Genomic DNA, 22548 nt, shown 5'->3' on the forward strand with positions numbered 1-22548 from the left:
TCTATTTCAATAGCAGAAATAAAAAAAGAACCTCTTTTAAATAAGAGACTCTCTTTTAGTCATGGTAATATGATAACTTTTTGACAGCTGAAATGTTTCAGCGAGCTGCCTGCGTCCTTGCGCTCCTTGTTCGCGCACATAGTCTAATTCGTTTGGTGTAAGAAGCTTCATGCTAATCAGTTTAATAGATTCGTAAGGTAAAGAGAGGCTAGCTGAAACAGAAGGAGACTGAACTCCTAGCAATACACCAATATCTCCATTTTTATTTACAAAATGAGGCGGTACGTCCAAATCCGTAAATTCAATTGAAAGAACATCATGTTTCATGAATAGTTCTAGCATATTAGGGTGAGCGGCAGCATTTTGACTCATTTGATAAAGAAGGTCAAATGCCCAGTGATCCTGGATATCCGATAAAGGTCCGCGAAGAGATTCATCATCGCATTCGATATAGAATTCTAATCCCTTTCCTTGTCTTTGGCTCTTTTCTTCAGGTAGTTGAAACGGATCGGACAAGCCGTCGCTTGCTAAAATAACCGTCTCTGTTTTTTGAACACGAATAAAAGTTTGACGTCCAGACGGCCAAGCAGGACCGCCAAAAAACATGGGATTTAACAAATGAGTTAATACGTCTCCGTCTACATGTCCAATTGTGTTCCAGTAGTCTTTTCTTTTTGAGATTGATTCCTCAAGAACACGCTCTACTTCTTTTTCCTGCTTCTTTTGCTTCCACTTTAAAAATAATGACAAGTATCCCACACCTCTTTACGACTTCATAGTACCCAATATATACCTCATTTAGGGAACTCGTAAACCATTATTTAGTGTATAAAAGTAAATTATTCCTTTAAATTATAAAATTCCCAAAGTTTTCTCGGGGGATTACAGAATTTTGTCTTTAATAAATCAGGTGAAAAATCAAATAAGCCACATAAACGGCCTGTGCGAAAAATAAAAAGCCCCAAAAGCGTGCTGAAAGATGGGTAAGCTGCTTTAAACTTGTAGCGTCACCCGCATCGTTTGGGTATTTGATGCTTAACACAAAAATAATAAAGGCGGAAAATAGAGATTCTACAAGTAACAGTGCACCAACAAACATCATGCTGTAACGCATAAGCTGTGGGTCTTGTAAATAATAAATACCACCGAGGATCAAACCGATAGAAAAAAGCCAAACAATCCCGTATCCGTTACGTACCCAAAGCAGTAAATTAATAACAACAACACTTCCTAACCCGTAAAAAAGCCAGTCGTAGTGATGGTGAATGAGCAGGTAGAAAAACAAATAAGCCATTGCTGAGCTGAACGGGTAGCCGGCTAAGGCAATAATGACGCGCGGCAGCCATCCACGGGATCCCGCGTAGGTGGCAGTCACAGCTACACCTTCATTATTGGTGTAAAGCTCAATGCGATTGACGCCTTTTCCGACAATAAGCCCCATTAACGCATGGCCATCTTCATGAAACATCGTATTTAAATTTGAAAAATAACGTCCAATATGCCGAAGCAGCTGATTAATGCTAGGAGCAAATGAACCTATAAATGGAATGCCTCTTGTTAGCACAAAAGCTAATAAAATAAATAAGAAAAGCGTAGTAGATTGTTCCATCGCGATAGTCCTTTTCGTAAAATGATATGTTTCTACTTTACTCGCAAACGTGCTAAAAGGGAAATGAAACGGCTAGTTTCTCTAGGAAAAGAGAAGTTGGGAGACTTACATAATATTAGTGTAAACAGACCTGACACATTCATTGACCAACTTATTCCAAATTTTATATTCTAAACAGATATAAGAAATGAGGAGATGGTTGAATGAAAGATACGTGGAACGCATTTGTAGACAGTGATCTTTACGTACCTCCAACGGGAACGGGGATGTTAAATAACTTGAGTTTTGCGTTAAAAGACGTATTTGATGTACAAGGACATATATCAAGTGCAGGAAATCCGGATTGGCTCGCTACGCATCAGCCTGCAAGCGAACATGCAGATGTAGTAGCTGCTCTTTTAAAAGAAGGAGCTGCACTGAAGGGAGTTACGCACACGGACGAGCTTATGTACGGACTAAATGGAGAAAACGCGCATTATGGAACACCGGTAAACCCAAAAGGCGCAGATCGAATTCCGGGAGGTTCTTCGAGCGGATCAGCGGTTGCTGTCGCAGCGGGAATAACTGATTTTGCGATTGGAACAGATACGGGAGGATCGGTTCGAATTCCGTCAAGCTACTGCGGTATTTTTGGGTATCGTCCTTCTCACGGACGCATTTCTACAAACGGTCTAATTCCACTTGCTCCAAGCTTTGATACAGTTGGTGTAATGGCTAGAGACGGCCACACTCTGCAAAAAGTAGGAGCGGTTTTATTGAACTCAACGTCGCGTGCTAGCGGTTTTACAAGACTTTATGTAGCAACAGACGTTATGGAACTTGTGGATGAACAAAGCATGCAAGCTCTTGCACCACCTATTAAGCACGTAATGAAGTCTTTTTCTACTACAGAAGAAATAGTAATTGCCCCCCAGGGTTTTTCTACATATATGGAAACTTTTCGTTTGCTGCAAGGAAAAGAAATTTGGCAAACGCACGGAGAATGGATTCAAAAAGAAAACCCAACGTTTGGAGACGATATCGGAAGCCGCTTTCAATGGGCGAGCACTCTTACCTTATTAAATATGAATTATATAGAAGAAAAGCGTCGTGAACTTCGCTATTTTATGTACTCACAGCTTGGAGAAGACGGAATATTAGTGCTTCCTACAGCTCCAGGACCCGCGCCTGTAAAAGATGCAAAAGGACCGGAGTTAGAAAACAGAAGATTGCGAACGCTTCAAATGACGTGTATTGCCGGACTAAGCGGACTTCCGCAAGTTACGATACCTGCAGGAGAACTAGACGGTTTGCCAATCGGCTTATCTTTTATTGCAGGATACAACCAAGATGAAAAATTATTAAATTGGGTAAAAGAAAACAGCGATCATATCATTCAAGCATCGGTAAGGAGCGTATCATGAAGTTAGTAAATATAATAGAGCAAGGGAAAGAACAAGCAGCTATTTTAGACAATGACAGCATTCTACTTATAGAAGATATTAATGCTAAATATTTAACAAACTGGTCTACAACAATTTGGGATCTTATTCAATATAAAGAACTTCGCCACCTTGAAACATGGTACGCCCATAATAAATTTGGTATGAACAGCTCTTTTCCCGCACTGCACTTGCAGGGCAGAAAAACAGCTCCTATCATTAGTAATCCGTCAAAATTGTTAGGCATTGGATTTAATTATGCAGCTTCTGAAGAAAAACTAAAAGACTACGACCGTGCCATTGATCCAGTTAGTTTTTTAAAACCCGCAACCGCCATTATTGGACCAGATGACAGCATTCGTATTCCAAAGCAGTCCTACAAAACAACGGCTGAAGCGGAACTAGCGGTGGTAATTGGCGAAACGTGTAAGGATATAGAGCCAGATGAAGCCATGAGCGTAATTGCTGGCTATACGTCAGCCATTGACGTAACCGCAGCTGATATTCATGCGGCGAATCATCGCTACTTAATGCGAGCAAAAAGCTTTGATACATTTTGCAGTATAGGCTCAGAGTTTATCACAAAAAAAAGCATATCAAACGTGAAATCACTTCAAGTGCGCACATTGCTAAACGGAGACATGCAGCATGAAAATACCGTGTCTAATATGATTTACGACATCGCATACTGCGTTTCATTTTTCTCAAAAGTCATGACGCTGCACCCGGGTGATATCATTCTAACCGGAACGCCGGGACCCGCTGTTATTGAAGACGGGGACTGTATTGAATGCCATATTGAAGGCATGCTTCCATTAAAAAATAAAGTGAAAGACATGAAGAAAGTGCCTCAGCAAATCTAAGAAAAAAACCCGTTGCCTACACGCACGGGTTTTTGAGCAGAAACGAATATCTTCACACTCAGTTCACAATTAGTAGATATACTAATTAAAAGAGACAGCTGCGTTATCATATACTGAAAAATGAAATATTTACAAATGGAAAAGAAACGGGTACGATATCTGTAGCGACACTTAATAAAAAGGAGCTGACTGACAGTATGATTTTAGTCATCGGAGGAGCAGGCTATATCGGAAGCCACCTAGTAAAAGAATTAGTGAAAACAAATGAAGTTGTGGTACTTGATAATCTATCAACGGGTCATCGCTGGGCAATCGATGAGAAAGCGGTATTCGTAGAAGGAAATCTAGGTAATGAGAAAGATTTAGAAAGCGTATTCACAAATCATAAAATTGATGCTGTCATGCATTTTGCTGCTAATAGTTTAGTAGGGGAGTCAGTAACAGATCCTCTTAAATATTATCAAAACAACGTAGCTGCGACGTTAACCCTTTTACAAACGATGATGAAGCACAATGTGAAAAAGTTTATTTTTTCATCTACTGCTGCTACATATGGGATTCCTTCTGTAGATATCATTACAGAAGATACGGCAACAAACCCAATTAATCCGTACGGACGTTCAAAGTTAATGATTGAACAGATTTTAGCTGACTTTGCAAGTGCTTACGATATGGAATATGTTGTGCTTCGTTACTTCAACGCAGCGGGTGCTTACGAAACAGCGGAAATTGGTGAGTGCCATGATCCTGAAACGCACTTAATTCCAATCATTCTTCAGCACCTTCTTGGTGAACGTGAAAACATCTCTGTATTCGGCTCAGACTACGATACTGCAGACGGAACGTGCATCCGTGACTACATTCACGTAACGGACCTAGCGAATGCTCACATTTCAGCGCTTCAGGCACTGTTAGACGGCACGAAGAAAACAGCAACGTACAATCTTGGAAACGGCCTTGGCTACTCTGTAAAAGAAGTGATCGAAACGTGTGAAAAAGTAACGGGTAAAAAAGCGAATGTTGTAATGGCAGACCGCCGCGCTGGAGATCCGGCACGCTTGGTCGCATCTTCTGATAAAATTCACGCAGAATTAGGCTGGAAAGCGCAAATTTCATTAGAAAAAATCATCGCATCTGCTTGGAAATGGCATCAAAACAGCGCAAAAGTAACAAATTAACAAAAAGGCCTCTTTTTTCTTTGAAAGAGGCTTTTTTGTTACGATTAAGTTGATTTATGTTCTAAATAATCATTTTTAAAATCCAGTGTTTTAGCCCACGAACAAGCCTTCTTCTTTTTGGACATTTTCGCTAAACAAGCACGACTTTTATTCTTTTCCATATGCTATAGGTAAATATACCACTCACAACTATCCCGGTTTATAAAATAGCACGCAAGGAGGTTATGATATGTATTACTGTGTAAGATGCTCCAAATTTCATGACGAACAGGAAAAAGAAAACATCTTTCAAAATGGTTTTTACATTGATCCCTATTTGCTTCAAAAAGTCCATCTAGGCATGTGCGTCCACAAATCCCCATCAATCAAACAAATGAGAGCCGTAGAACGATTCGAAACGAAAAAAATGTAGAATTCACATTCACCAATAAGAAGCTAGATCTAACCAGGTCTAGTTTTTTCAGTGAATAACAGCTTTCTTCAGCTATCTTTCATGTAATATTAAGAGAAATTTAAGACAAGCCCGCTATACTAGTTAGTAGACGTATACATAGGATATGGTACGTTAAGAAATTGAAACAGCAGTCCGTTTTATAAACTAGAAAGGATGGCGTCAAATGATTTCTGAAAAACAATCACTTTTGTTGAAAGAACAAGCAAAGCTTCTCGCATTAAAAGAATATAAAGGCATTGTCAAATCCATATCGCTGAGTAAAATACTCACTCTTCCTATTTATACAGTAGACATCCTTACGTTAAACGGAGAAGAGCACAAAGTAAAAATTAATGCCCAAACCGGCAGTGTTTTGAAAGAAAAAACGATTCCTTTAACGAAAAGCCGTGCAAAAGCATACGCGTTAAGACAGCATAAAGGTATTATCGAATCGATTGTTCTCACTAACAAGCAATATGAAATTGTGATTCTTGGACTTGATGGGAAAACCCACAGCGTGAAAATTGACGCTGAAATTGATGTGCTGGCACAAGGAGAGTGAAACATTCAGTAAACGTCCTATATTATGTAATCAACCTCACTTTGTTGAAAGTGGGGTTTTCTTTATTGAGAGAAATCATTAATAAAGGTAACAATGATAAAAAAAGAAGTGATTATTTTTTTAATAGAAAGGGTAAGTGATAGTAAAAAATAACCACTTCCTAATTATGGTTCTTTAATTCGTTCTGCTTATGACTCTCCCATTATAAGTATGATAGTATCGAACATGTATAAAACATAGGTTATAACATAACTAAAAGGGTGTGCGACAATGAAAAAACGTACGAAGACCATTATTGCAGTCATTGCAGGAGCTGCTATTTTAATAGGAGGAATATGGATGATAAACGAAAGCCGATACCCAAACGTCCCTGCTTTTGATGATCACTTTACGCGTGAATTCTTAAACAAAGATAAAAAAGTGGATGACGGGTTTTATGAGTTTAAGTCGAAGACAGGGCAGTATACGATGTGGTTTCCGGAGGAGTATCAGCTTATAAAGGAGAACGAGGAAGATTATGTAATAAATGATAATTCTTATGAAAGGTGGATAGCGAAAGATGTTAATGACAAAGCTGGAGATACTGGGGGAGATTATATCGAAGTAACATTTTCAAATGCAAGAAAGGCTGAAAATGAATCATTTACTGTAGAAAATATGTTTAAAGAACAGCTAAATACCACTAAACCTAATAATTTTGAAACTGCTAGTACCAGGATCTACTATGATGCAGCTTATACATACTTTAAAGGAACACAAGAAGTAGTAAAGCATAACAGCAAAGAACATGCTCCAAACACATATATAGCATATATAGTTGATAAAAAATCCAATAATGCAATCGAATTATGGTTTGATAAAAGTAAAGGGGGCCAAAAAAATAATAAAGTAACAGAAAAAAAATGGTTGCTAACAATATTAAAAAATATCAGATTCCGTGAGGGCAATGAAAATGAGTAAAAAACCCGTGTTGGACAATAATTTAAGAAATAAGATTACTCAACTTGAGTATACGGGGTTAGCCGGTAAGGAAAAAGAAATTAAGGAAATATACAAGGAAACTACAGGGAAAGAACCTCCAAATTTTGAGATTTATAGTAGTAAAGAAATGGGTATTGGAGAAAATTCAGGGTTCGATGGTGCCGCTGTCCACTTTTATGACAAAAAAAATCACATTAACGAAGTATATTATATCTTTAGAGGAACGGAACCCTCTAAAGATTTTGGAGATGTGGTGTATGACGCATTAGGAATTGGAAGCGGAGAGAGAAATAATCAAGTTCAAGATGCAAAAGTTATGTATGAGGAAGTTGAGAAAAAAATTAAAAGCTCAAATTCAAAAATAAAAAGGTATGGGGATGGTCATTCTTTAGGGGGACATCTGATAGTGACCCTTGGACTTATAACTAAGAATTTTGTAAACATAAGAGGCTTAAATGATGCTCCAGTTAATGTCAAGCAGTTGCAAAGGTTAGATAGGAAGTTTGCGAATTATGTAGAACAACAAACTGGTAAAAGAAATGGAGTGTCTTCAAAAAAATTAGTAGTTTTAGCCAACTCCTATTATAAAAAGCAGAAAGCTACCATCAGTCATACCTGGGTAAAAGGTGAACCTATGCATGCGCAATCTTTCCCTGGCAGTTGGTATGCAGGTAATAAAGTAACCATGCTTGGAAATATGAATACAGAAGAAATGATTAATATTGGAGAATACCCTCTGAAAAGGTTAGCCAAATGGAACTTGTTTTTAAAACTTGACGAAGTCAGATATAACTCTGGAGTATCCAATATAATTGGAGGATTATCTTTGGCAAACGCCCATGTAGACGACAGTGTTCTTCTCAATATTCCATCATATGTTGATGATGTTAAGGAAAAGCCGCTTAAGCATCTTCCTGGGATTGTGCTAGGAACAGAAGGTGCATTTTTCTTGACGAAACAGGCGATAAAAAGTCCTGGAGTTTTAGTACAAGGGATTAAAGGAATATCTCAAAGAAATCAAGCAAAACTCCACGGAATTAATTACGTTGTCAAATACACAGAAGCTAATGCTATGAAGACGTATTATCAGGTTTTTGATTCAGGATCTCAGGAAGAAATCTTGCTAGATTATGAACAAATGAAGAAGTTTGTTTATTACTGTGCTAATGCCATCAAAGACAAAGAAGCAAACTTAAATGCACTAAAGCAGTATTTACATAGTGAAATTAACGAAGTCTTCGAAGCTAAGAAGAAAAAGTTAAAAATGAAAATATCCAGAGAAGAAGCTTCTCCCCAGTCATTTATGGAAAAGGCAGATAAAGACGGCGCTACCCTCGCATGGTTTGGACAAAAGCGTGTGGCTGAAAAAGTGACGTTTGACAAAACGTTTGACCCGCTAGATGATAGTGTATTTACTCCTGTTGAAGAGATTATTTCTTCTATTCAAGAGGAAGTTACATACTATCAAAAGTTTCTTGAAGCGTTCTTCCAAAATTTCGAGAAGATGATGGAAGCTGACGAATCGGTAGCTTCAGATATTAAAAGCATGAAAGAAGTAGTAGGGGGGATTTAATTGTTTGATTTTGATTTTACACACACAGGAACAACGAGCGGTAAATACACGTTTGAATTTGATAGTGATGACTTCAAAGACGAGCAGGCAAAAAGGATTAAAGAGTTAATCAAAAAGGATCAAGAAGTAAATGAAAAGCTTTGGCATGCTAAAAGCTATTTAGAAAACCAAACGGGTGAATTTGCGGATGCGGTTAAAAGTAAATTAGAAGCAGCTGAGCGGGGATATACGCTAAGGGCTCAGCAGTATGATACTGGAGCATTTCAGCATATTATGAGTTTTATGCATTCTATTAAAGATATGCATAAGAGAGAGTACGAAATTCGATATAAAGAATCAATGGATGAAAGTGAATTAACATAAGGGATACTGCTATTCCTCAGACAGTGGTCTGAGGGATTTTTATATGTTGAACAATTTACATTAAGTCCTATTTATTTCAAAAGAGTAATAGAGGGAGTGTAGGACAATGAAAAAACGTACGAAGACCCTTTCCGCAATCATTACAGGAGTTGCTATTTTAATAGGAGGAATATGGATGATAAACGAAAGCCGCTACCCAAACGTCCCTGCTTTTGATGATCACTTTACGTGTGAATTCTTAAACAAAGATAAAAAAGTGGATGATGGGTTTTATGAGTTTGAGTCCAAGACAGGGCAGTATACGATGTGGTTTCCGGAGGAGTATACATTACTGAGTGAAAATGGTGATTACGCTAAAGATAATAAAGATTTTGAACAATGGGAAGCTGTTCCCTCAAGTAAAACCAAGGCGTATAGAGGAGCTATATATGTCAGGATGGCTAAAGATAGCAAGAGAAATCACCAAGATTATCTTGAAAGCTTTTTTAAAGATCATTTAATTTCTGAACAGCCAAAGCTTATTAAAACAGGTAAAACTGAAATTTATTTTTCAAGTGCTCATTTTGAGATAAATGAAAAGAATCAAGTAGTAGAAGATATTAAGCAAAAACCCAATAGCTTTTATGCATATATTATAGATAAAGCTTCTAACAAAGTAATTGAATTTTCTTTTGAAACGAGCGGATTTAAAAATAAACAATTTGAGGAAGAGAAACAGAGAAAATGGTTAATGAAAATCTTAAGAAGTGTTCAATTTTACGGTTAAGTTAGCTATACATCACGAAGCAATTTCGGGTAATAGTATTCGGTAAAAACTATTTAACAAATAGGAAAAGAAGTTTGTTTCAAATAATGAAGAAGGGTGTGCAGCTATGAAACAGCGTACAAAGACTATTATCGTAGTAATTACAGGGGCAACTATTTTAATAGGCGGAATATGGATCATAAATGAAAGCCTCTACCCAAATGTTCCAGCTTTTAAAGATCATTTCACTCGTGAGTTTTTGAATAAAGATAAAAAAGTAGACGATGGGTTTTATGAGTTTAAATCAAGGACAGGACAGTATACGATGTAGTTTCCGGAGGAGTATCAGTTGTTACATGAAAATGAACAACAATATGTTAAAAGTGACGATTTTTACGAAAGGTGGAAAGCTTCATCAGTCAAGAAGCATAAAAAAGGAGATCAACTAAATTATTTACAAGTCGAACTATCAGAGAGTAATCCTGATGATGAATCTATTTATGTAGAGAGTCTATTTAAAGGTGAGTTTGGCGCAAATGATCCTGAAAAGTGGGAAACAGCTAATACCCGTATATATTTTGATGCAGCTTATCTTTATTTTAAAGGAACAGAACAACATGTCATCCATGATAAGAATAAATATGCTCCAAATACATACATAGGATACGTAGCAGATAAGTATTCTAATAAGGTAATTGAATTATGGTTTGATGACAGTTTAAATCATCAAACTAATAAGGGGCTTGAGAAAAGAGAGTGGTTTGTAGAAATATTAAATAGTATTCGTTTTAATCAAGAAAATAGCTCAACTTGAATACAAAGGCTTATTTGGTAAAGAAAAAGAAGTCAGAGAGATTTGTGAGTCTCAATAACTTTTAAAAAAGGTATGTCGAAGAAATAAGAACAGATATAACAATTCTAAACTATTCAATATATACAAAGTGAAGTTTGTTCTAAACGATAAAAAAGGATGAGCGACTATGAAGAATCGCATGAAGACTGTTATTGGAGTAATTGTAGGAGTCGCTATTTTAATAGGAACAATATGGCTGATAAACGAAACACGCTACCCCAACGTGCCAGCTTTTGATGATCACTTCACGCGTAAGTTCTTGAACAAAGATAAAAAAGTGGACGGCGGGTTTTATGAGTTTAAGTCGAAGACAGGACAGTATACGATGTGGTTTCCGGAAGAATTTATAATAGCGAATAACGATGGTCAAGGCTATTCAAAGAACGGACAAAATTATGAAGATTGGAGAGCCTTATCGACTAAAAAATACAAAGGGGAGAATCTGATTGGTCAACTGAACTTGAAATTTTTTGAGCGGGGCACCAAAGATGAAGCTGTGTTTGTAGAGGCTACTTTTAAAAGAAGATTTCATGCTAATAAACCAAAGGTAATAGAAATGAAAGATAAAAAAATCTACTATGATAATGCCTATACTTACTTCAAGGGTACGGAGGAGAAAGTAATTGAAGATAAAAGTAGTTACATACCCAATACGTATGTTGCCTACGTAGTTGATGAACATTCAAATAAGACAATTGAAATATCTTATGACTCTATAGGTAATAACTTATCAAGAAATGAAGGTAACAAAACAAATAAGCAATTTTTAAAAATATTAAAAAGTATTCATTTTAGACCAGAAAACAACGGAGATGTCAGAGGATGAAGAAACGTACGAAGATTATTATTGCAACTATTGCAGGAACGGTTATTTTAACAGGAGCAATATGGCTAATAAACGAAAGCCGCTATCCAAATGTCCCAGCTTTTAAAGATCACTTCACGCGTAAGTTCTTGAACAAAGATAAAAAAGTAGACGATGGTTTTTATGAGTTTAAGTCAAAAACTGGGCAGTATGCGATGTGGTTTCCAGAGGAGTATCAATTAATACATGAAAATGATGAAGATTATGTTGTAAGTGGAAAAATGTACGAAAGATGGGTAGCAGCTTATACCAAAGAGCATAAAAAGGAACATCAAATTAATTCTATCAGTTTAAAGTTTTCAGAAGGAAGAGATCCAGAAGATGAATCTTTTAGCGTAGAAAGTCTTATGAAAAATCGTTTTAATGTAAGTGAACCAAAGGTAATAGAAACTTCTAATACTAGAATTTACTATCAATCTGCTTACATTTATTTTAAAGGACCCGAGAAGCATGTGATAAATGACAGTAAAGAACATGTCCCAAATACATACGTAGCCTATGTGGCTGATAAGGAATCGACAAAGGTCATTCAATTATCAATGGATCAGGTTGGAGATTTTATAGAAGATAGTAGCTTGGAAAAGAATACGTGGGTTTTAAATATGTTAAAGAGTATCCATTTTAAAGCAGAAAATAATGGAGATGCCAGAAGATGAAAAAGCATACGAAAACTATTATTGCAGTCATTATAGGAATAACTATTTTAATAGGCGGGGTATGGATGATAAACGAAAGCCGCTATCCAAATGTCCCAGCTTTTAATGATCACTTCACCCGTAAGTTCTTGAACAAAGATAAAAAAGTGGACGATGGGTTTTATGAGTTTAAGTCGAAGACAGGTCAGTATACGATGTGGTTTCCAGAAGAGTATCAAATTATACATAAGGATGCTTCGGATTATGTTAAAGGCGGTACATACTATGAATTCTTGAAAGCTTCTAACAATAGCCACGATGGATATAAAGGATATATTGATATTGAGCTGTCTGAGAAAAAAACTAATAAAGAAAAGATATATGTAGAGGGCTTATTTAAAAAACGTTTTTATATTAATGATCCTCAAAAATTACAGACAGATACAACAAGAATTTATTACGATAGCGCGTATATCTATTTTAAAGGCACAGATAAAAGAGTAATTATGGATTTTAATAAACGTACGCCAAGTACATATGCTGGCTATATTGCGGACAAAAACTCTGAGCGGGTAATTGAATTTTATTTTGATAGTACAGAACACCTTTCTGAAAAATCAGCAGAAAAACGTGAGGAATGGATTATAAAGATATTAAAGAGTATTACCTTTAAAACAGAATAAAAACAAGGTCTACTCATTCTGTTTTAAACAATAGCTGAAGAAAATTTCTTAATTTTAAAGTTTGTACTAGCAATGGCAATAAAGGATGTGTGGAGTGATGAAAAAACGTAAAAAGACTGTTATTGCAGCAATTGTAGGGTCATCTACTCTAATAGGTGGAATATGGCTGATAAACGAAGAACGCTACCCCAACGCCCCAGCTTTTGATGACCATTTTACGCGTAAGTTCTTGAATAAAGATAAAAAAGTGGACGGCGGGTTTTATGAGTTTAAGTCGAAGACCGGGCAGTATACAATTTGGTTTCCAGAGGAGTACCAGCTGTTGCATGAAAATGAACAGCAGTATGTTAAAGAAGGAAAGTTATATGAGCGTTATAGAGCTGTATCTAATAGCAATGAATTAGAATATATGACAGTTGAATTTTCAAACAAAATAAAAAAAATGAATCTATTTACGTTGAAAGACTGTTTCAAGAGCAATTTAATTCAAATAAACCTTATAAAATAGAAACTAGAAATGTAAGTATTTATTATGATAAGGCCTATACTTATTTTAAAGGTACTCATAAGCAAGTAAATAGAGAAAAAGAGGGCTACGTACCTAATGAATATGTAGCCTATATAGCGGATAAACATTCTAATTCAGTTATTAAATTTTATTTTGATAACGTAAAAGCAGAATTAAATGAGAGGCAAGGAAGAGAGCAAGATAAGAGGATTATGAAAATCTTAAAAAGTGTTCAATTTAATGATTTTAAAGATACTAGAAATTAAAATCTTTTTTTGTGGAATAAGAGCGAATCAAAAAAATATATACTATCCAATTTATAATAAGTCCCGTTTATTTCAAAAGAATGAAGGGAGGGTATAACGATGAAAAAGCGTATAAAACTCATTACTGCAGTTATTGCAGGAACAGCTATTTTACTAGGATCCATATGGCTAATAAACGAAAGCCGCTACCCAAATGCCCCAGCTTTTGATGACCACTTTACACGTAAGTTCTTGAACAAAGATAAAAAAGTGGACGATGGTTTTTATGAGTTTAAGTCAAAGACAGGTCAGTATACGATGTGGTTTCCAGAGGAGTATCAAATGTTGCATGATGCTTCAGAGTATTACTCTGTAAATGGAAAATTATATGAAAATTGGTCTGCTTCATGTAGCAAGGTCGATGGGGAAAATAAATCAATCTACTATTTTAAAGTTGAATTTTCAAAGAATGATAAGAAATCTGAGCCTATTTATGTGAAGGGATTATTTGAAGAGCAATTAAAAGATAGTAATCCTAAAGAAATAGAAACTTCACGTACTCGCATATATTATGACTATGCTTACGCATATTTCGAGGGAACTGAAAGGCATGTAGTACATAACAGTAAAGTTCATTTACCTAATACCTATACAGCTTATGTAGCAGATAAAAATTCTAATAAGGTTATAGAATTCTCATACGACAGTATAGGTGAAGGTACAGAAACTAGCCAAGAAAAAAGGAAGTTATGGTTTTTGACAATATTAAAAAGTATTAATTTTAGCCAGGATAAAAGTCGTGAGTGAAAACCTTTATTAAGTAACGATATAAGAAACAAAATAACTCTGCTTGAGTACAGTGGATTATAGGGATGAAAGTGAATGAACATAAGAGATGAAGCTATTGCTCAGACAATGATTTGAGCGATTTTTAAATGTTTAATAACTACAAATAGATGAGTAAGCAGTATGTAGCATACATAGCAGAGCAGTAGATTTAAATAAAACTATTCAAATAATATTAAATGTGGTTTATTTCAAGCAATGAAGGGAGTGTGTAACAATGAAAAAACGTACCAAGACCATTATTGCAGTTATTGTAGGAACAGCTATTTTAATAGGAGCCGTATGGCTAATAAACGAAAGCCGCTACCCCAACGTTCAAGCTTTTGATGATCACTTTACACGTAAGTTTTTGAACAAAGATAAAAAAGTAGATGACGGATTTTATGAGTTTGAGTCAAAGACAGGTCAGTATACGATGTGGTTTCCAGAAGAGTATCAAGTTTTACATAAATACCGCGAGGATTACACTAGAAATGGCGAATCATATGAAAATTGGTCAGCCTCTTATATTAAACCCTACGAAAATGATCAACAAACGTACGCTATCAAGGCTGAATTTTCCGAGAATGACACGAAATCAGAATTAATTTATGTAGAGAGTTTATTTAAAGAACAATTAGACGGTAAAAAACCTAAACAGTTAGAAACCTCTCATACAAGAATTTATTATGATTATGCCTATACATATTTTCGTGGTACTAACCAACATATAGTGCATGACAGTAAAGAAAATCCGCCCAACCTTTATGTCGCATATGTAGCAGATAAAAGCTCTGATAAGGTAATCAAATTAATATATGATAGTGTAGGGGAAAATACAGAAACAAATCAAATGGATAGAAAGAAATGGTTTTTAAAAATGCTAAAAAACATTCGTTTTAATGAGGGGAAATAGTAGGGGATTTATAGAGAAGAAGAGATAGCGAGTTAAATAAAGAAAGTTATAACATTTGCCTTAGCTGTTAGTATATTAGCTGTAGGTATAATGTTTTTTTGTAATGCTTTATAGGGGCTATTATCGTTAATTTTCCAACGAGCGTCTATTTATCAGTACGAGCAATTTGTCTATGATTACAAGCCAACGATAACAGGTTATTGCGCTAAGTATATAGTAAACGTAAATTTCACATATTAGGTGTTTCTAGCGGTTGATTGGAGGGCAAGGCGAAGACTCCTGCGGGAAAAGCGGAACAGGTGAGACCCCGCAGGAGCGTAAGCGACGAGGAGGCTCAGCGGCTGCCCGCGGAAAGCGAAGCCATGCACGGAAATCAAACGCGGTGTCCCAAGCAATCTATACTAGTCCCTTTATTTAATTTGCTCATCTTTAGATGGGGTTGAGTTGCTTATGTCTCAATCTCTTGTTTGAAACATCCTTTACAGCCTATCTATCAAAAGCATAAAAGTCTCTAAAACACTTCTTTGTTGCTATCATAAGCCTCCAGCAAGTCCCAAAATACTAAATCGCCTAATGGAATATCTTACTTTTAATGGACAATTATCTGTTTTTAGGATATATTTTTATAAGTTTAGGTTATGGAAGAAATAGTATATTGAAAACGAAAGGTGATTAAACGAAAGAATGGATGCTCATGTTTTAAAGGAACTGACGTATGAAGACTTTCAGTTTGTATATCAGCCTATTTATGCGCTGGATTCGTGGGAGACGCTAGGTTTTGAGGCTTTGCTGCGCACAGCTTTCGCAAAAGGGCAAATTGAAGAGTTGTTTTCACTGGCAAGACGCCATAATTATTTGTACAAGCTTGATACGATGGCAATTGAAGGGGCTATAAAGAACTTTCCGTTTGAGGTATTGAAATCTGAGGATTTATTTATCAATGTGTTTCCCTCTACTCTTCTCCACCCGCATTTCCAACGGTTTTTAACATTTCTGTTGAACACCTATGAAAATGCGAAACATCGTATTGTATGGGAGTTAAATGAAACGCTTCATGAAAAGATTTTATGGGAATCGCCTGCTCTTTTTGCCCGAGTAATGAGTTTGAAAGAGGCCGGTTTCAAAATTGCGATTGATGATTTTGGAGCAGGAGCCGCGGCGATGAGACAGGTAAGCATGTATGAGCCTCACTATATGAAGCTGGATCGAAGCTATGCGGAAGGACTAGCCGACTGCAAGCAAAAGAAAGATCTGATTGATTTGCTTGTTAACTATTATCCGCATACGAATCTCATTTTAGAAGGCGTTGAACGAGATAAAGATTTAGCCGCAGCGATTTCGTTAAACCTACATGCTGCTCAAGGCTATTTGCTGGGCATGCCGCAGTCGATCTCTTCCTACTTAACTTATAATAAGTACCGCAGTTTATTCAGACGAGAAAGGCTGCTGAACTCTTAAACCATACACTTCACTAAATAGATAATTTATCGTAATATAAAAGCGAGTAATTAGACCTATATGAAACATAGATGCCTTGAATTTTTATAAAATTATGTGATTTTGTGCGATTGTTAAAATATTTTAAAGGGTAAAGAAGACGTGTTGGTTTGGGAGAATGAGTGAATTGCATATCAAAACAAGACGTTTAGTGAAATTCCAAAGGCAGATGGAGGATATTTAGTATGTATAGTGAAGGGGTATTCCAATTTTATTTTATGAATATGCCGCAGCCTGTTATTTTAATTCAGCAAGAAAAACATCAGCTGTATTATAAAGAATGTAACAAAGCAGCTCAGCAATTCTTTGACAAAATGGAAGACAAGATAATCAATAAAGAAGAAAATCTGCTTTTTTACACACTTTGTGAAAAAGCCATTGCCACGAAAGAACCGATTCAATATCAATACATACAGCTTTTTCAGCCCGACCGGCATGCATATGAAGTAACTTTTACTCCTCTTTTTAATCAAGCGACAGCCCCTTCACATGTCCTTGTCATGGCTCAAGAAATTCATTATAAAAAAACACAGGAAGAGAGCACGCGTTTACTCGATGCGTTTCTAGAAAATACGGTAGACGCCATTCTAATTGCTGATTGTGATGAGAAGGTCTTAACAGTCAATGGAGCATTCGAAAAGCTATTTCAGTGGAGAAAAGAAGAAGTTATCGGAAAAAGCCGTCAAGAGATGAACATCGTGTCAAAGAAAGAGGAACAAGAAAACCTTAAATTAATCGAAGAATTAAAAAATGGTAAGACGCTGTCTCCTTATGAAACAGTCAGGTACACAAAAAGCGGCGAAGGCGTGTGTGTATCTGTCAGCTGTTCACCGATTTATGACTATCAAAATCAACTGGTCGCCTATTCAGTGATTTACCGAGATATCACAGCTATTAAAAAATTAGAATTAGAGCTCATAAAAAGCAAACAGTGGTACAAATCGCTATTTACAAACCACCACCACGCAGTTTGTATGCTGAATTTGGAAGGCACGATTTTAAATATCAACAGCGCATTCTTAGAAACGCTGCAGCTTTGTGCAAGCGATGTGCTGCATAAAAATTACCGAGACATTGCTAAAAGACTGGGAGCCTGTAATTACAAACGTTGGAATGTATATGAAGAAATTAGTTATAGTACAGAGATAACATTCCGAAGAAGCCAACATTCTATACAACATGTGTATATTACAACGATTCCTGTTAAAGTAAATAATCAAACGGTTGGCGCCTATGCAATCTTACACGATATTACGCCTCAAAAAGAAGCAGAAGAACAGCTGGCGTATACGCTGAAAGAACTTGAAAATATAAAATATGCGCTTGATGAATCAGCTAGCGTTATGATTATAAATGCAAGTGGAACTATTACCTATGTAAATGATATGTATGTACAGTATTCAGGTTATGAAAAAGAAGATTTAGTAGGGAAGTATTATCGAGATGCAGGGCTTAATCATGACCATCATGAGCTGCTTGAAACAATAAAAAGCGGAAAAGTATGGCGAGGACAGCTTGAAATGGGGACGAAGCATCATCAGTCATACTGGGTATCGAAAACAATTGTGCCGTTAAAAGATATAGACGGAAATATTAATCATTATGTATCCATTCATAATGATATTACTGAACAAAAAGCGCTAGAAAATAAACTTCATTTTGAAGCCACTCACGATAGTTTAACAGGTCTTCCCAACCGGGCGATGTTATTAAAAGAGTTAAACAAAGTAATTGAAAAAGGGCAGCAAAAAAGCGACGAGTTTTTTGCGCTTTTGTTTCTTGACTGTGATAATTTTAAGCAGATTAACGATGAATATGGCCATCATATAGGCGACGAATTTCTAAAAGCATACACGAAGAGATTAAAAAGCTGTGTACGGAAAGGTGATCGCATTTATCGTTTGGGCGGAGACGAGTTTATCATTATTTTAAACGTAACAAATGGACGAGAAATTGAACAAATTGCTAGGCGAATTCACGTATCTCTTCAGCAAAGCTGGAATGTACGGGGCTATTGTTTGCGCACCACAACTACCATCGGCGTCTCTATTTATCCAGAAGACGGGGAATCGGCTGCTTCATTATTAAAAAATGCAGATGATGCGTTATATAAAGGAAAAAGAGAAGGGAAAAATAATTATATCCTCTATCAAACGTAAAAAAAGCCTCCAAAGAGGCTTTTTTATTTTATCCATGTTTTTGCCCACTTGCTGACGGGTCCTAAGATCATACCAAGCTCTGATCCTTTTTTAGTTAAGATATATTCAATACGAACCGGACGTTCGGGAATAACGTGCCGGATTACAATTCCTTCTTCTTCTAACTCTTTCATTCGTTCGGTTAACATTCGTTTACTTAAAGAGGGAATGCTGCTGTGAATTTCACTAAAGCGTTTAGGACCGCTCATCAGGACATAAATAATTAATCCATTCCATCTTTTTCCTATTATATCAAACGTTTTCCACACTTTTGGACATAACTCATCAAATTCATTCATTCATGCCACCTACTTTATTGTATATAGGATATTAAAAGTAACCCTTATAATGTTATTATATACTAGCATTTGGATAATGAAAAGGCTATCTTTTTTTATTTTCAAAACTTTCAGTAGTTTGGAAACGCTGTATTGTAAAGTTTTAAAAAAAAGTCACAGAATCGACATATTATTATTGACGTATCAAGAAAAAAGGTCTAAGATTGGTTACATAAAGTTACCTAGTTAAATAAAAGGTACTTTAAATTTACAATTACATCAAGAGTTTGAGAAAGAAGGTTAGTATCAAATGGATATCCTTTTGGCTATTCTTCCTGCGATTTTCTGGGGAAGTATTGTCCTGTTCAACGTTAAATTGGGCGGAGGTCCTTACAGTCAAACGCTTGGGACTACAATTGGTGCGCTGATCTTTTCAGCCGTTATTTATTTCGTAGTTCATCCAGTGTTGACGCCGCTTATTTTTATTGTCGGAATCGTTTCAGGATTATTTTGGGCAGTTGGGCAAAGTAATCAGTTGAAAACGATTGATTATATTGGTGTTTCAAAAACCATGCCAATTTCAACTGGTATGCAGCTTGTGACGACATCACTGTTTGGTGTTATCGTGTTTCACGAGTGGTCAACAACAACAACCGTTATTTTAGGCGTGTTAGCTCTTATTTTTATTGTTATTGGTATCGTGCTAACATCACTAGAAAGCGAAAAAAACCCAGAGCAATCTGGACAATTCAAAAAAGGGATTATTACCCTTATTGTTTCAACAATTGGATACTTAGTGTATGTAGTTGTCGCTCGTTTATTTAATGTAGACGGCTGGTCGGCACTATTCCCACAAGCTATTGGTATGTTAATTGGTGGACTTATACTTACTTATAAACACAAACCGTTTAATAAATATGCAATTCGCAACATTATTCCAGGCCTTATTTGGGCAGCTGGTAACATGTTCTTATTTATCTCTCAACCTAAAGTAGGGGTTGCAACAAGCTTCTCATTATCACAAATGGGAATCGTTATTTCAACGCTTGGCGGTATCTTCTTACTTGGAGAAAAGAAAACAAAGCGTCAGCTTATTTCAATTACGATTGGTATTGTGCTCATCATTTTAGGTGGCGTATTCCTCGGAATGGCTAAAAGTTAACGTTTACGTAAAAGTTAATGATAGTATGTATGAATAAATGAAAACACTAGGAGGATTTTATTATGTATACAGATTTAAAAGATAAAGTAGTTGTAATTACAGGTGGATCAACAGGTTTAGGTCGCGCAATGGCTGTTCGTTTCGGTCAAGAAGAAGCAAAAGTTGTTATTAACTATTACAACAATGAAGAAGAAGCTTTAGATGCGAAAAAAGAAGTAGAAGAAGCAGGCGGACAAGCAATCATCGTTCAAGGCGACGTAACAAAAGAAGAAGACGTTGTAAATCTTGTTCAAACAGCTATTAAAGAATTCGGTACGTTAGACGTTATGATTAACAACGCTGGTGTTGAAAACCCAGTTCCTTCTCATGAGCTATCTTTAGACAACTGGAACAAAGTTATTGATACAAACTTAACAGGTGCATTCTTAGGAAGCCGTGAAGCAATTAAATATTTCGTTGAAAACGACATTAAAGGAAACGTTATTAACATGTCTAGCGTTCACGAAATGATTCCTTGGCCATTATTTGTTCACTACGCAGCAAGTAAAGGCGGTATGAAACTAATGACGGAAACATTGGCTCTTGAATATGCGCCAAAAGGTATCCGCGTAAATAACATTGGACCAGGTGCGATGAACACACCAATCAACGCTGAAAAATTCGCAGATCCTGTACAACGTGCAGACGTAGAAAGCATGATTCCAATGGGTTACATCGGTAAACCAGAAGAAGTAGCATCAGTTGCAGCATTCTTAGCATCATCACAAGCCAGCTATGTAACAGGTATTACATTATTTGCTGATGGTGGTATGACGAAATATCCTTCTTTCCAAGCAGGAAGAGGCTAATATAGTTTAGAATCGATGTAGAAAAAAGAGACATGGCAAAAAGCGCCATGTCTTTTTTTTTCTATACCTAAGAGAACTTCACCCCCCTTGAGGGGTTGGTGAAATTCTCCTAGGTAAAAGCTTTTAAGAACTTTTTAAAACCTTTTTGGGAAGGTTCAAGGGAGCTTTTTGTGCTTCCCTTATAAGTTTATTGTATTAGCCAGCCATTTTTTTGTTAGACGATGGCTGGTTTTTGTCTTTTAGTTTGCTGAAGATAAAGGCTAGCACTGAGCCTGAGATGTTGTGCCAGACGCTGAAGATGGCGCTTGGGACAGCGGCTAGCGGCGAAAAGTGAGTGGAAGCGATAGTGACACCGAGCCCTGAGTTTTGCATGCCAACTTCCATTGCGACCGCTTTTTGTTTGGCTAAATCCATTCCACATAAGCGGGCAAAGAAGAAGCCGATTGTGAAACCAAGAATGTTGTGAAGCACGACTACGGCAAAAATGATACCACCCGTTTTAGCAAGCTGCGCTTGGCTTCCTGCCACAACAGCAGATACAATCAAAACAATTGCGACTACTGAAACAAGGGGAAGAGCTTTGGAACTCGCTTCTGCAGCTTTTCCAAAAAACTTTTTGATCGTAAATCCAAGAGCAAGCGGAATGATGACAACTTGTATAATGGAAATAATAAGAGACATGATATCAATATCGACCCACTTGCTTGCAAATAATAAAATAAGAAGCGGTGTAACAATCGGTGCTAAAATGGTTGAAACAGAAGCGATAGCAACTGCAAGCGCAACGTTTCCTCGAGCCAAAAAGACCATTACGTTTGATGATGTGCCGCTTGGACAGCAGCCTACTAAAATAACGCCCACTGCTATTTCTTTTGGTAAATCTAAGCCAATTGCCAAACCGAATGCGAGAAGCGGCATAATGATAAAATGTCCTACCACGCCTAGTGCTACTTCTTTCGGTCTTCGAAATACTTCGCTGAAATCAGACGCTGACAGCGTTAATCCCATTCCAAACATGACAATTCCTAAAAGCGGAACGATATACTTTCCAATCCATACAAAGTGCTCCGGGAATGAATAGGCAATAACGGAAATTAAAATAACCCAAAGCGTAAATGTTTTTCCTGCAAATGTACTGATTTTCTCTATTGTTTTCATCTGTACGATACCTCCTGCGAACTATAAGAAGAAATTATACTATTTATTCAGAAAAATGAAAACAGTATTTTTGTAAAATAGTACAGAATATTTTATCTTTTGGAGATTATTTCAGCTTATATGCAAGCATTCCTTCATTGAATACACAG

26 protein-coding genes are annotated in these 22548 nt (G+C 36.5%); 22 read left to right on the forward strand and 4 right to left on the reverse strand.

Going from position 1 to position 22548, the window contains the following annotated elements; genetic code table 11:
* Positions 1-36 precede the first annotated feature (36 nt).
* Together LJY09_RS05165 and LJY09_RS05170 are read right to left on the reverse strand one after the other, a co-directional pair.
* On the reverse strand, positions 37-750 hold the full coding sequence (locus tag LJY09_RS05165) for a suppressor of fused domain protein (protein ID WP_034269869.1): 714 nt from the start codon (positions 748-750) through the stop codon (positions 37-39).
* Positions 751-898: 148 nt separating this feature from the next.
* Positions 899-1609 (reverse strand): M50 family metallopeptidase, encoded by a 711-nt coding sequence (locus LJY09_RS05170; protein WP_088048726.1) that lies wholly within the window; start codon positions 1607-1609, stop codon positions 899-901.
* A 203-nt stretch (positions 1610-1812) separates the two neighbouring features.
* Between LJY09_RS05170 and LJY09_RS05175 the strand changes: the two genes are divergently transcribed.
* The 20 genes from LJY09_RS05175 (at position 1813) to LJY09_RS05265 (ending at position 18914) form a co-directional block, all read left to right on the forward strand.
* Positions 1813-3012 carry an amidase gene (locus LJY09_RS05175; RefSeq protein ID WP_228307518.1) on the forward strand — a complete coding sequence of 400 codons (1200 nt, stop codon included), beginning with the start codon at positions 1813-1815 and terminating at the stop codon, positions 3010-3012.
* Positions 3009-3893, forward strand: a complete 885-nt coding sequence (locus LJY09_RS05180; RefSeq protein WP_228307519.1) for a fumarylacetoacetate hydrolase family protein — start codon at positions 3009-3011, stop codon at positions 3891-3893. The genes LJY09_RS05175 and LJY09_RS05180 overlap by 4 nt, the downstream gene beginning before the upstream one ends.
* Before the next feature lie 197 nt (positions 3894-4090).
* Complete coding sequence (gene galE, locus LJY09_RS05185; protein ID WP_028412269.1) at positions 4091-5071, forward strand: UDP-glucose 4-epimerase GalE; 981 nt, start codon at positions 4091-4093, stop codon at positions 5069-5071.
* A 229-nt stretch (positions 5072-5300) separates the two neighbouring features.
* Positions 5301-5483 (forward strand): DUF3973 domain-containing protein, encoded by a 183-nt coding sequence (locus LJY09_RS05190; protein WP_013055747.1) that lies wholly within the window; start codon positions 5301-5303, stop codon positions 5481-5483.
* 205 nt (positions 5484-5688) lie between these two features.
* Entirely contained in the window at positions 5689-6066 is a 378-nt protein-coding gene (locus LJY09_RS05195) for a PepSY domain-containing protein (RefSeq protein WP_228307520.1), read from the forward strand.
* 270 nt (positions 6067-6336) lie between these two features.
* Complete coding sequence (locus tag LJY09_RS05200) at positions 6337-7026, forward strand: hypothetical protein (RefSeq protein ID WP_098999739.1); 690 nt, start codon at positions 6337-6339, stop codon at positions 7024-7026.
* Positions 7019-8620, forward strand: coding sequence for a DUF6792 domain-containing protein (locus tag LJY09_RS05205; RefSeq protein ID WP_154991659.1), 1602 nt, complete (start codon positions 7019-7021; stop codon positions 8618-8620). Before LJY09_RS05200 ends, LJY09_RS05205 begins: the two co-directional genes overlap by 8 nt.
* Positions 8621-8983: a hypothetical protein gene (locus tag LJY09_RS05210; protein ID WP_155008407.1), complete on the forward strand. Its 363-nt coding sequence runs from the start codon at positions 8621-8623 to the stop codon at positions 8981-8983. It abuts the gene before it with no gap.
* 106 nt (positions 8984-9089) lie between these two features.
* Positions 9090-9749, forward strand: coding sequence for a hypothetical protein (locus tag LJY09_RS05215; protein WP_228307521.1), 660 nt, complete (start codon positions 9090-9092; stop codon positions 9747-9749).
* 106 nt (positions 9750-9855) lie between these two features.
* Positions 9856-10059: a hypothetical protein gene (locus tag LJY09_RS27770; RefSeq protein WP_323134969.1), complete on the forward strand. Its 204-nt coding sequence runs from the start codon at positions 9856-9858 to the stop codon at positions 10057-10059.
* Between the two features lie 18 nt (positions 10060-10077).
* Positions 10078-10542 (forward strand): hypothetical protein, encoded by a 465-nt coding sequence (locus tag LJY09_RS05220; RefSeq protein WP_323134970.1) that lies wholly within the window; start codon positions 10078-10080, stop codon positions 10540-10542.
* Positions 10543-10708: 166 nt separating this feature from the next.
* Positions 10709-11407, forward strand: coding sequence for a hypothetical protein (locus tag LJY09_RS05225; protein WP_228307522.1), 699 nt, complete (start codon positions 10709-10711; stop codon positions 11405-11407).
* Positions 11404-12102, forward strand: a complete 699-nt coding sequence (locus tag LJY09_RS05230) for a hypothetical protein (RefSeq protein WP_098999734.1) — start codon at positions 11404-11406, stop codon at positions 12100-12102. Before LJY09_RS05225 ends, LJY09_RS05230 begins: the two co-directional genes overlap by 4 nt.
* Entirely contained in the window at positions 12099-12764 is a 666-nt protein-coding gene (locus LJY09_RS05235; RefSeq protein ID WP_228307523.1) for a hypothetical protein, read from the forward strand. The genes LJY09_RS05230 and LJY09_RS05235 overlap by 4 nt, the downstream gene beginning before the upstream one ends.
* A gap of 97 nt (positions 12765-12861) precedes the next feature.
* A complete protein-coding gene (locus tag LJY09_RS27775) occupies positions 12862-13272 on the forward strand; it encodes a hypothetical protein (protein WP_323134971.1) in 411 nt (136 codons plus the stop codon).
* Positions 13273-13637: 365 nt separating this feature from the next.
* Positions 13638-14324 (forward strand): hypothetical protein, encoded by a 687-nt coding sequence (locus LJY09_RS05245; protein ID WP_228307524.1) that lies wholly within the window; start codon positions 13638-13640, stop codon positions 14322-14324.
* Positions 14325-14580: 256 nt separating this feature from the next.
* A complete protein-coding gene (locus LJY09_RS05250) occupies positions 14581-15258 on the forward strand; it encodes a hypothetical protein (protein ID WP_228307525.1) in 678 nt (225 codons plus the stop codon).
* A gap of 253 nt (positions 15259-15511) precedes the next feature.
* Positions 15512-15676: a hypothetical protein gene (locus LJY09_RS05255; protein WP_228307526.1), complete on the forward strand. Its 165-nt coding sequence runs from the start codon at positions 15512-15514 to the stop codon at positions 15674-15676.
* 266 nt (positions 15677-15942) lie between these two features.
* Positions 15943-16716 (forward strand): EAL domain-containing protein, encoded by a 774-nt coding sequence (locus tag LJY09_RS05260; protein ID WP_047751527.1) that lies wholly within the window; start codon positions 15943-15945, stop codon positions 16714-16716.
* A 224-nt stretch (positions 16717-16940) separates the two neighbouring features.
* The gene (locus tag LJY09_RS05265; RefSeq protein ID WP_228307527.1) at positions 16941-18914 is read left to right on the forward strand and encodes a sensor domain-containing diguanylate cyclase; all 1974 of its coding nucleotides are present in this window, start codon (positions 16941-16943) and stop codon (positions 18912-18914) included.
* A gap of 23 nt (positions 18915-18937) precedes the next feature.
* Here LJY09_RS05265 and LJY09_RS05270 read toward each other — a convergent pair whose 3' ends face one another.
* Positions 18938-19252, reverse strand: coding sequence for a winged helix-turn-helix transcriptional regulator (locus LJY09_RS05270; RefSeq protein ID WP_013055757.1), 315 nt, complete (start codon positions 19250-19252; stop codon positions 18938-18940).
* A 289-nt stretch (positions 19253-19541) separates the two neighbouring features.
* On the opposite strand from LJY09_RS05270, the gene LJY09_RS05275 reads away from it, so the two are divergent.
* Both LJY09_RS05275 and gdh read left to right on the forward strand, forming a co-directional pair.
* Positions 19542-20393, forward strand: a complete 852-nt coding sequence (locus LJY09_RS05275; protein ID WP_028412283.1) for a GRP family sugar transporter — start codon at positions 19542-19544, stop codon at positions 20391-20393.
* 62 nt (positions 20394-20455) lie between these two features.
* Entirely contained in the window at positions 20456-21241 is a 786-nt protein-coding gene (gene gdh / locus LJY09_RS05280) for a glucose 1-dehydrogenase (protein WP_014461262.1), read from the forward strand.
* Positions 21242-21436: 195 nt separating this feature from the next.
* Here gdh and LJY09_RS05285 read toward each other — a convergent pair whose 3' ends face one another.
* Entirely contained in the window at positions 21437-22399 is a 963-nt protein-coding gene (locus tag LJY09_RS05285; RefSeq protein ID WP_013055760.1) for a bile acid:sodium symporter family protein, read from the reverse strand.
* Positions 22400-22548 lie beyond the last annotated feature (149 nt).

The organism is Priestia sp. J2 (assembly GCF_020790095.1).
In the GTDB taxonomy this organism is placed as follows: Bacteria; Bacillota; Bacilli; order Bacillales; family Bacillaceae_H; genus Priestia; species Priestia zanthoxyli.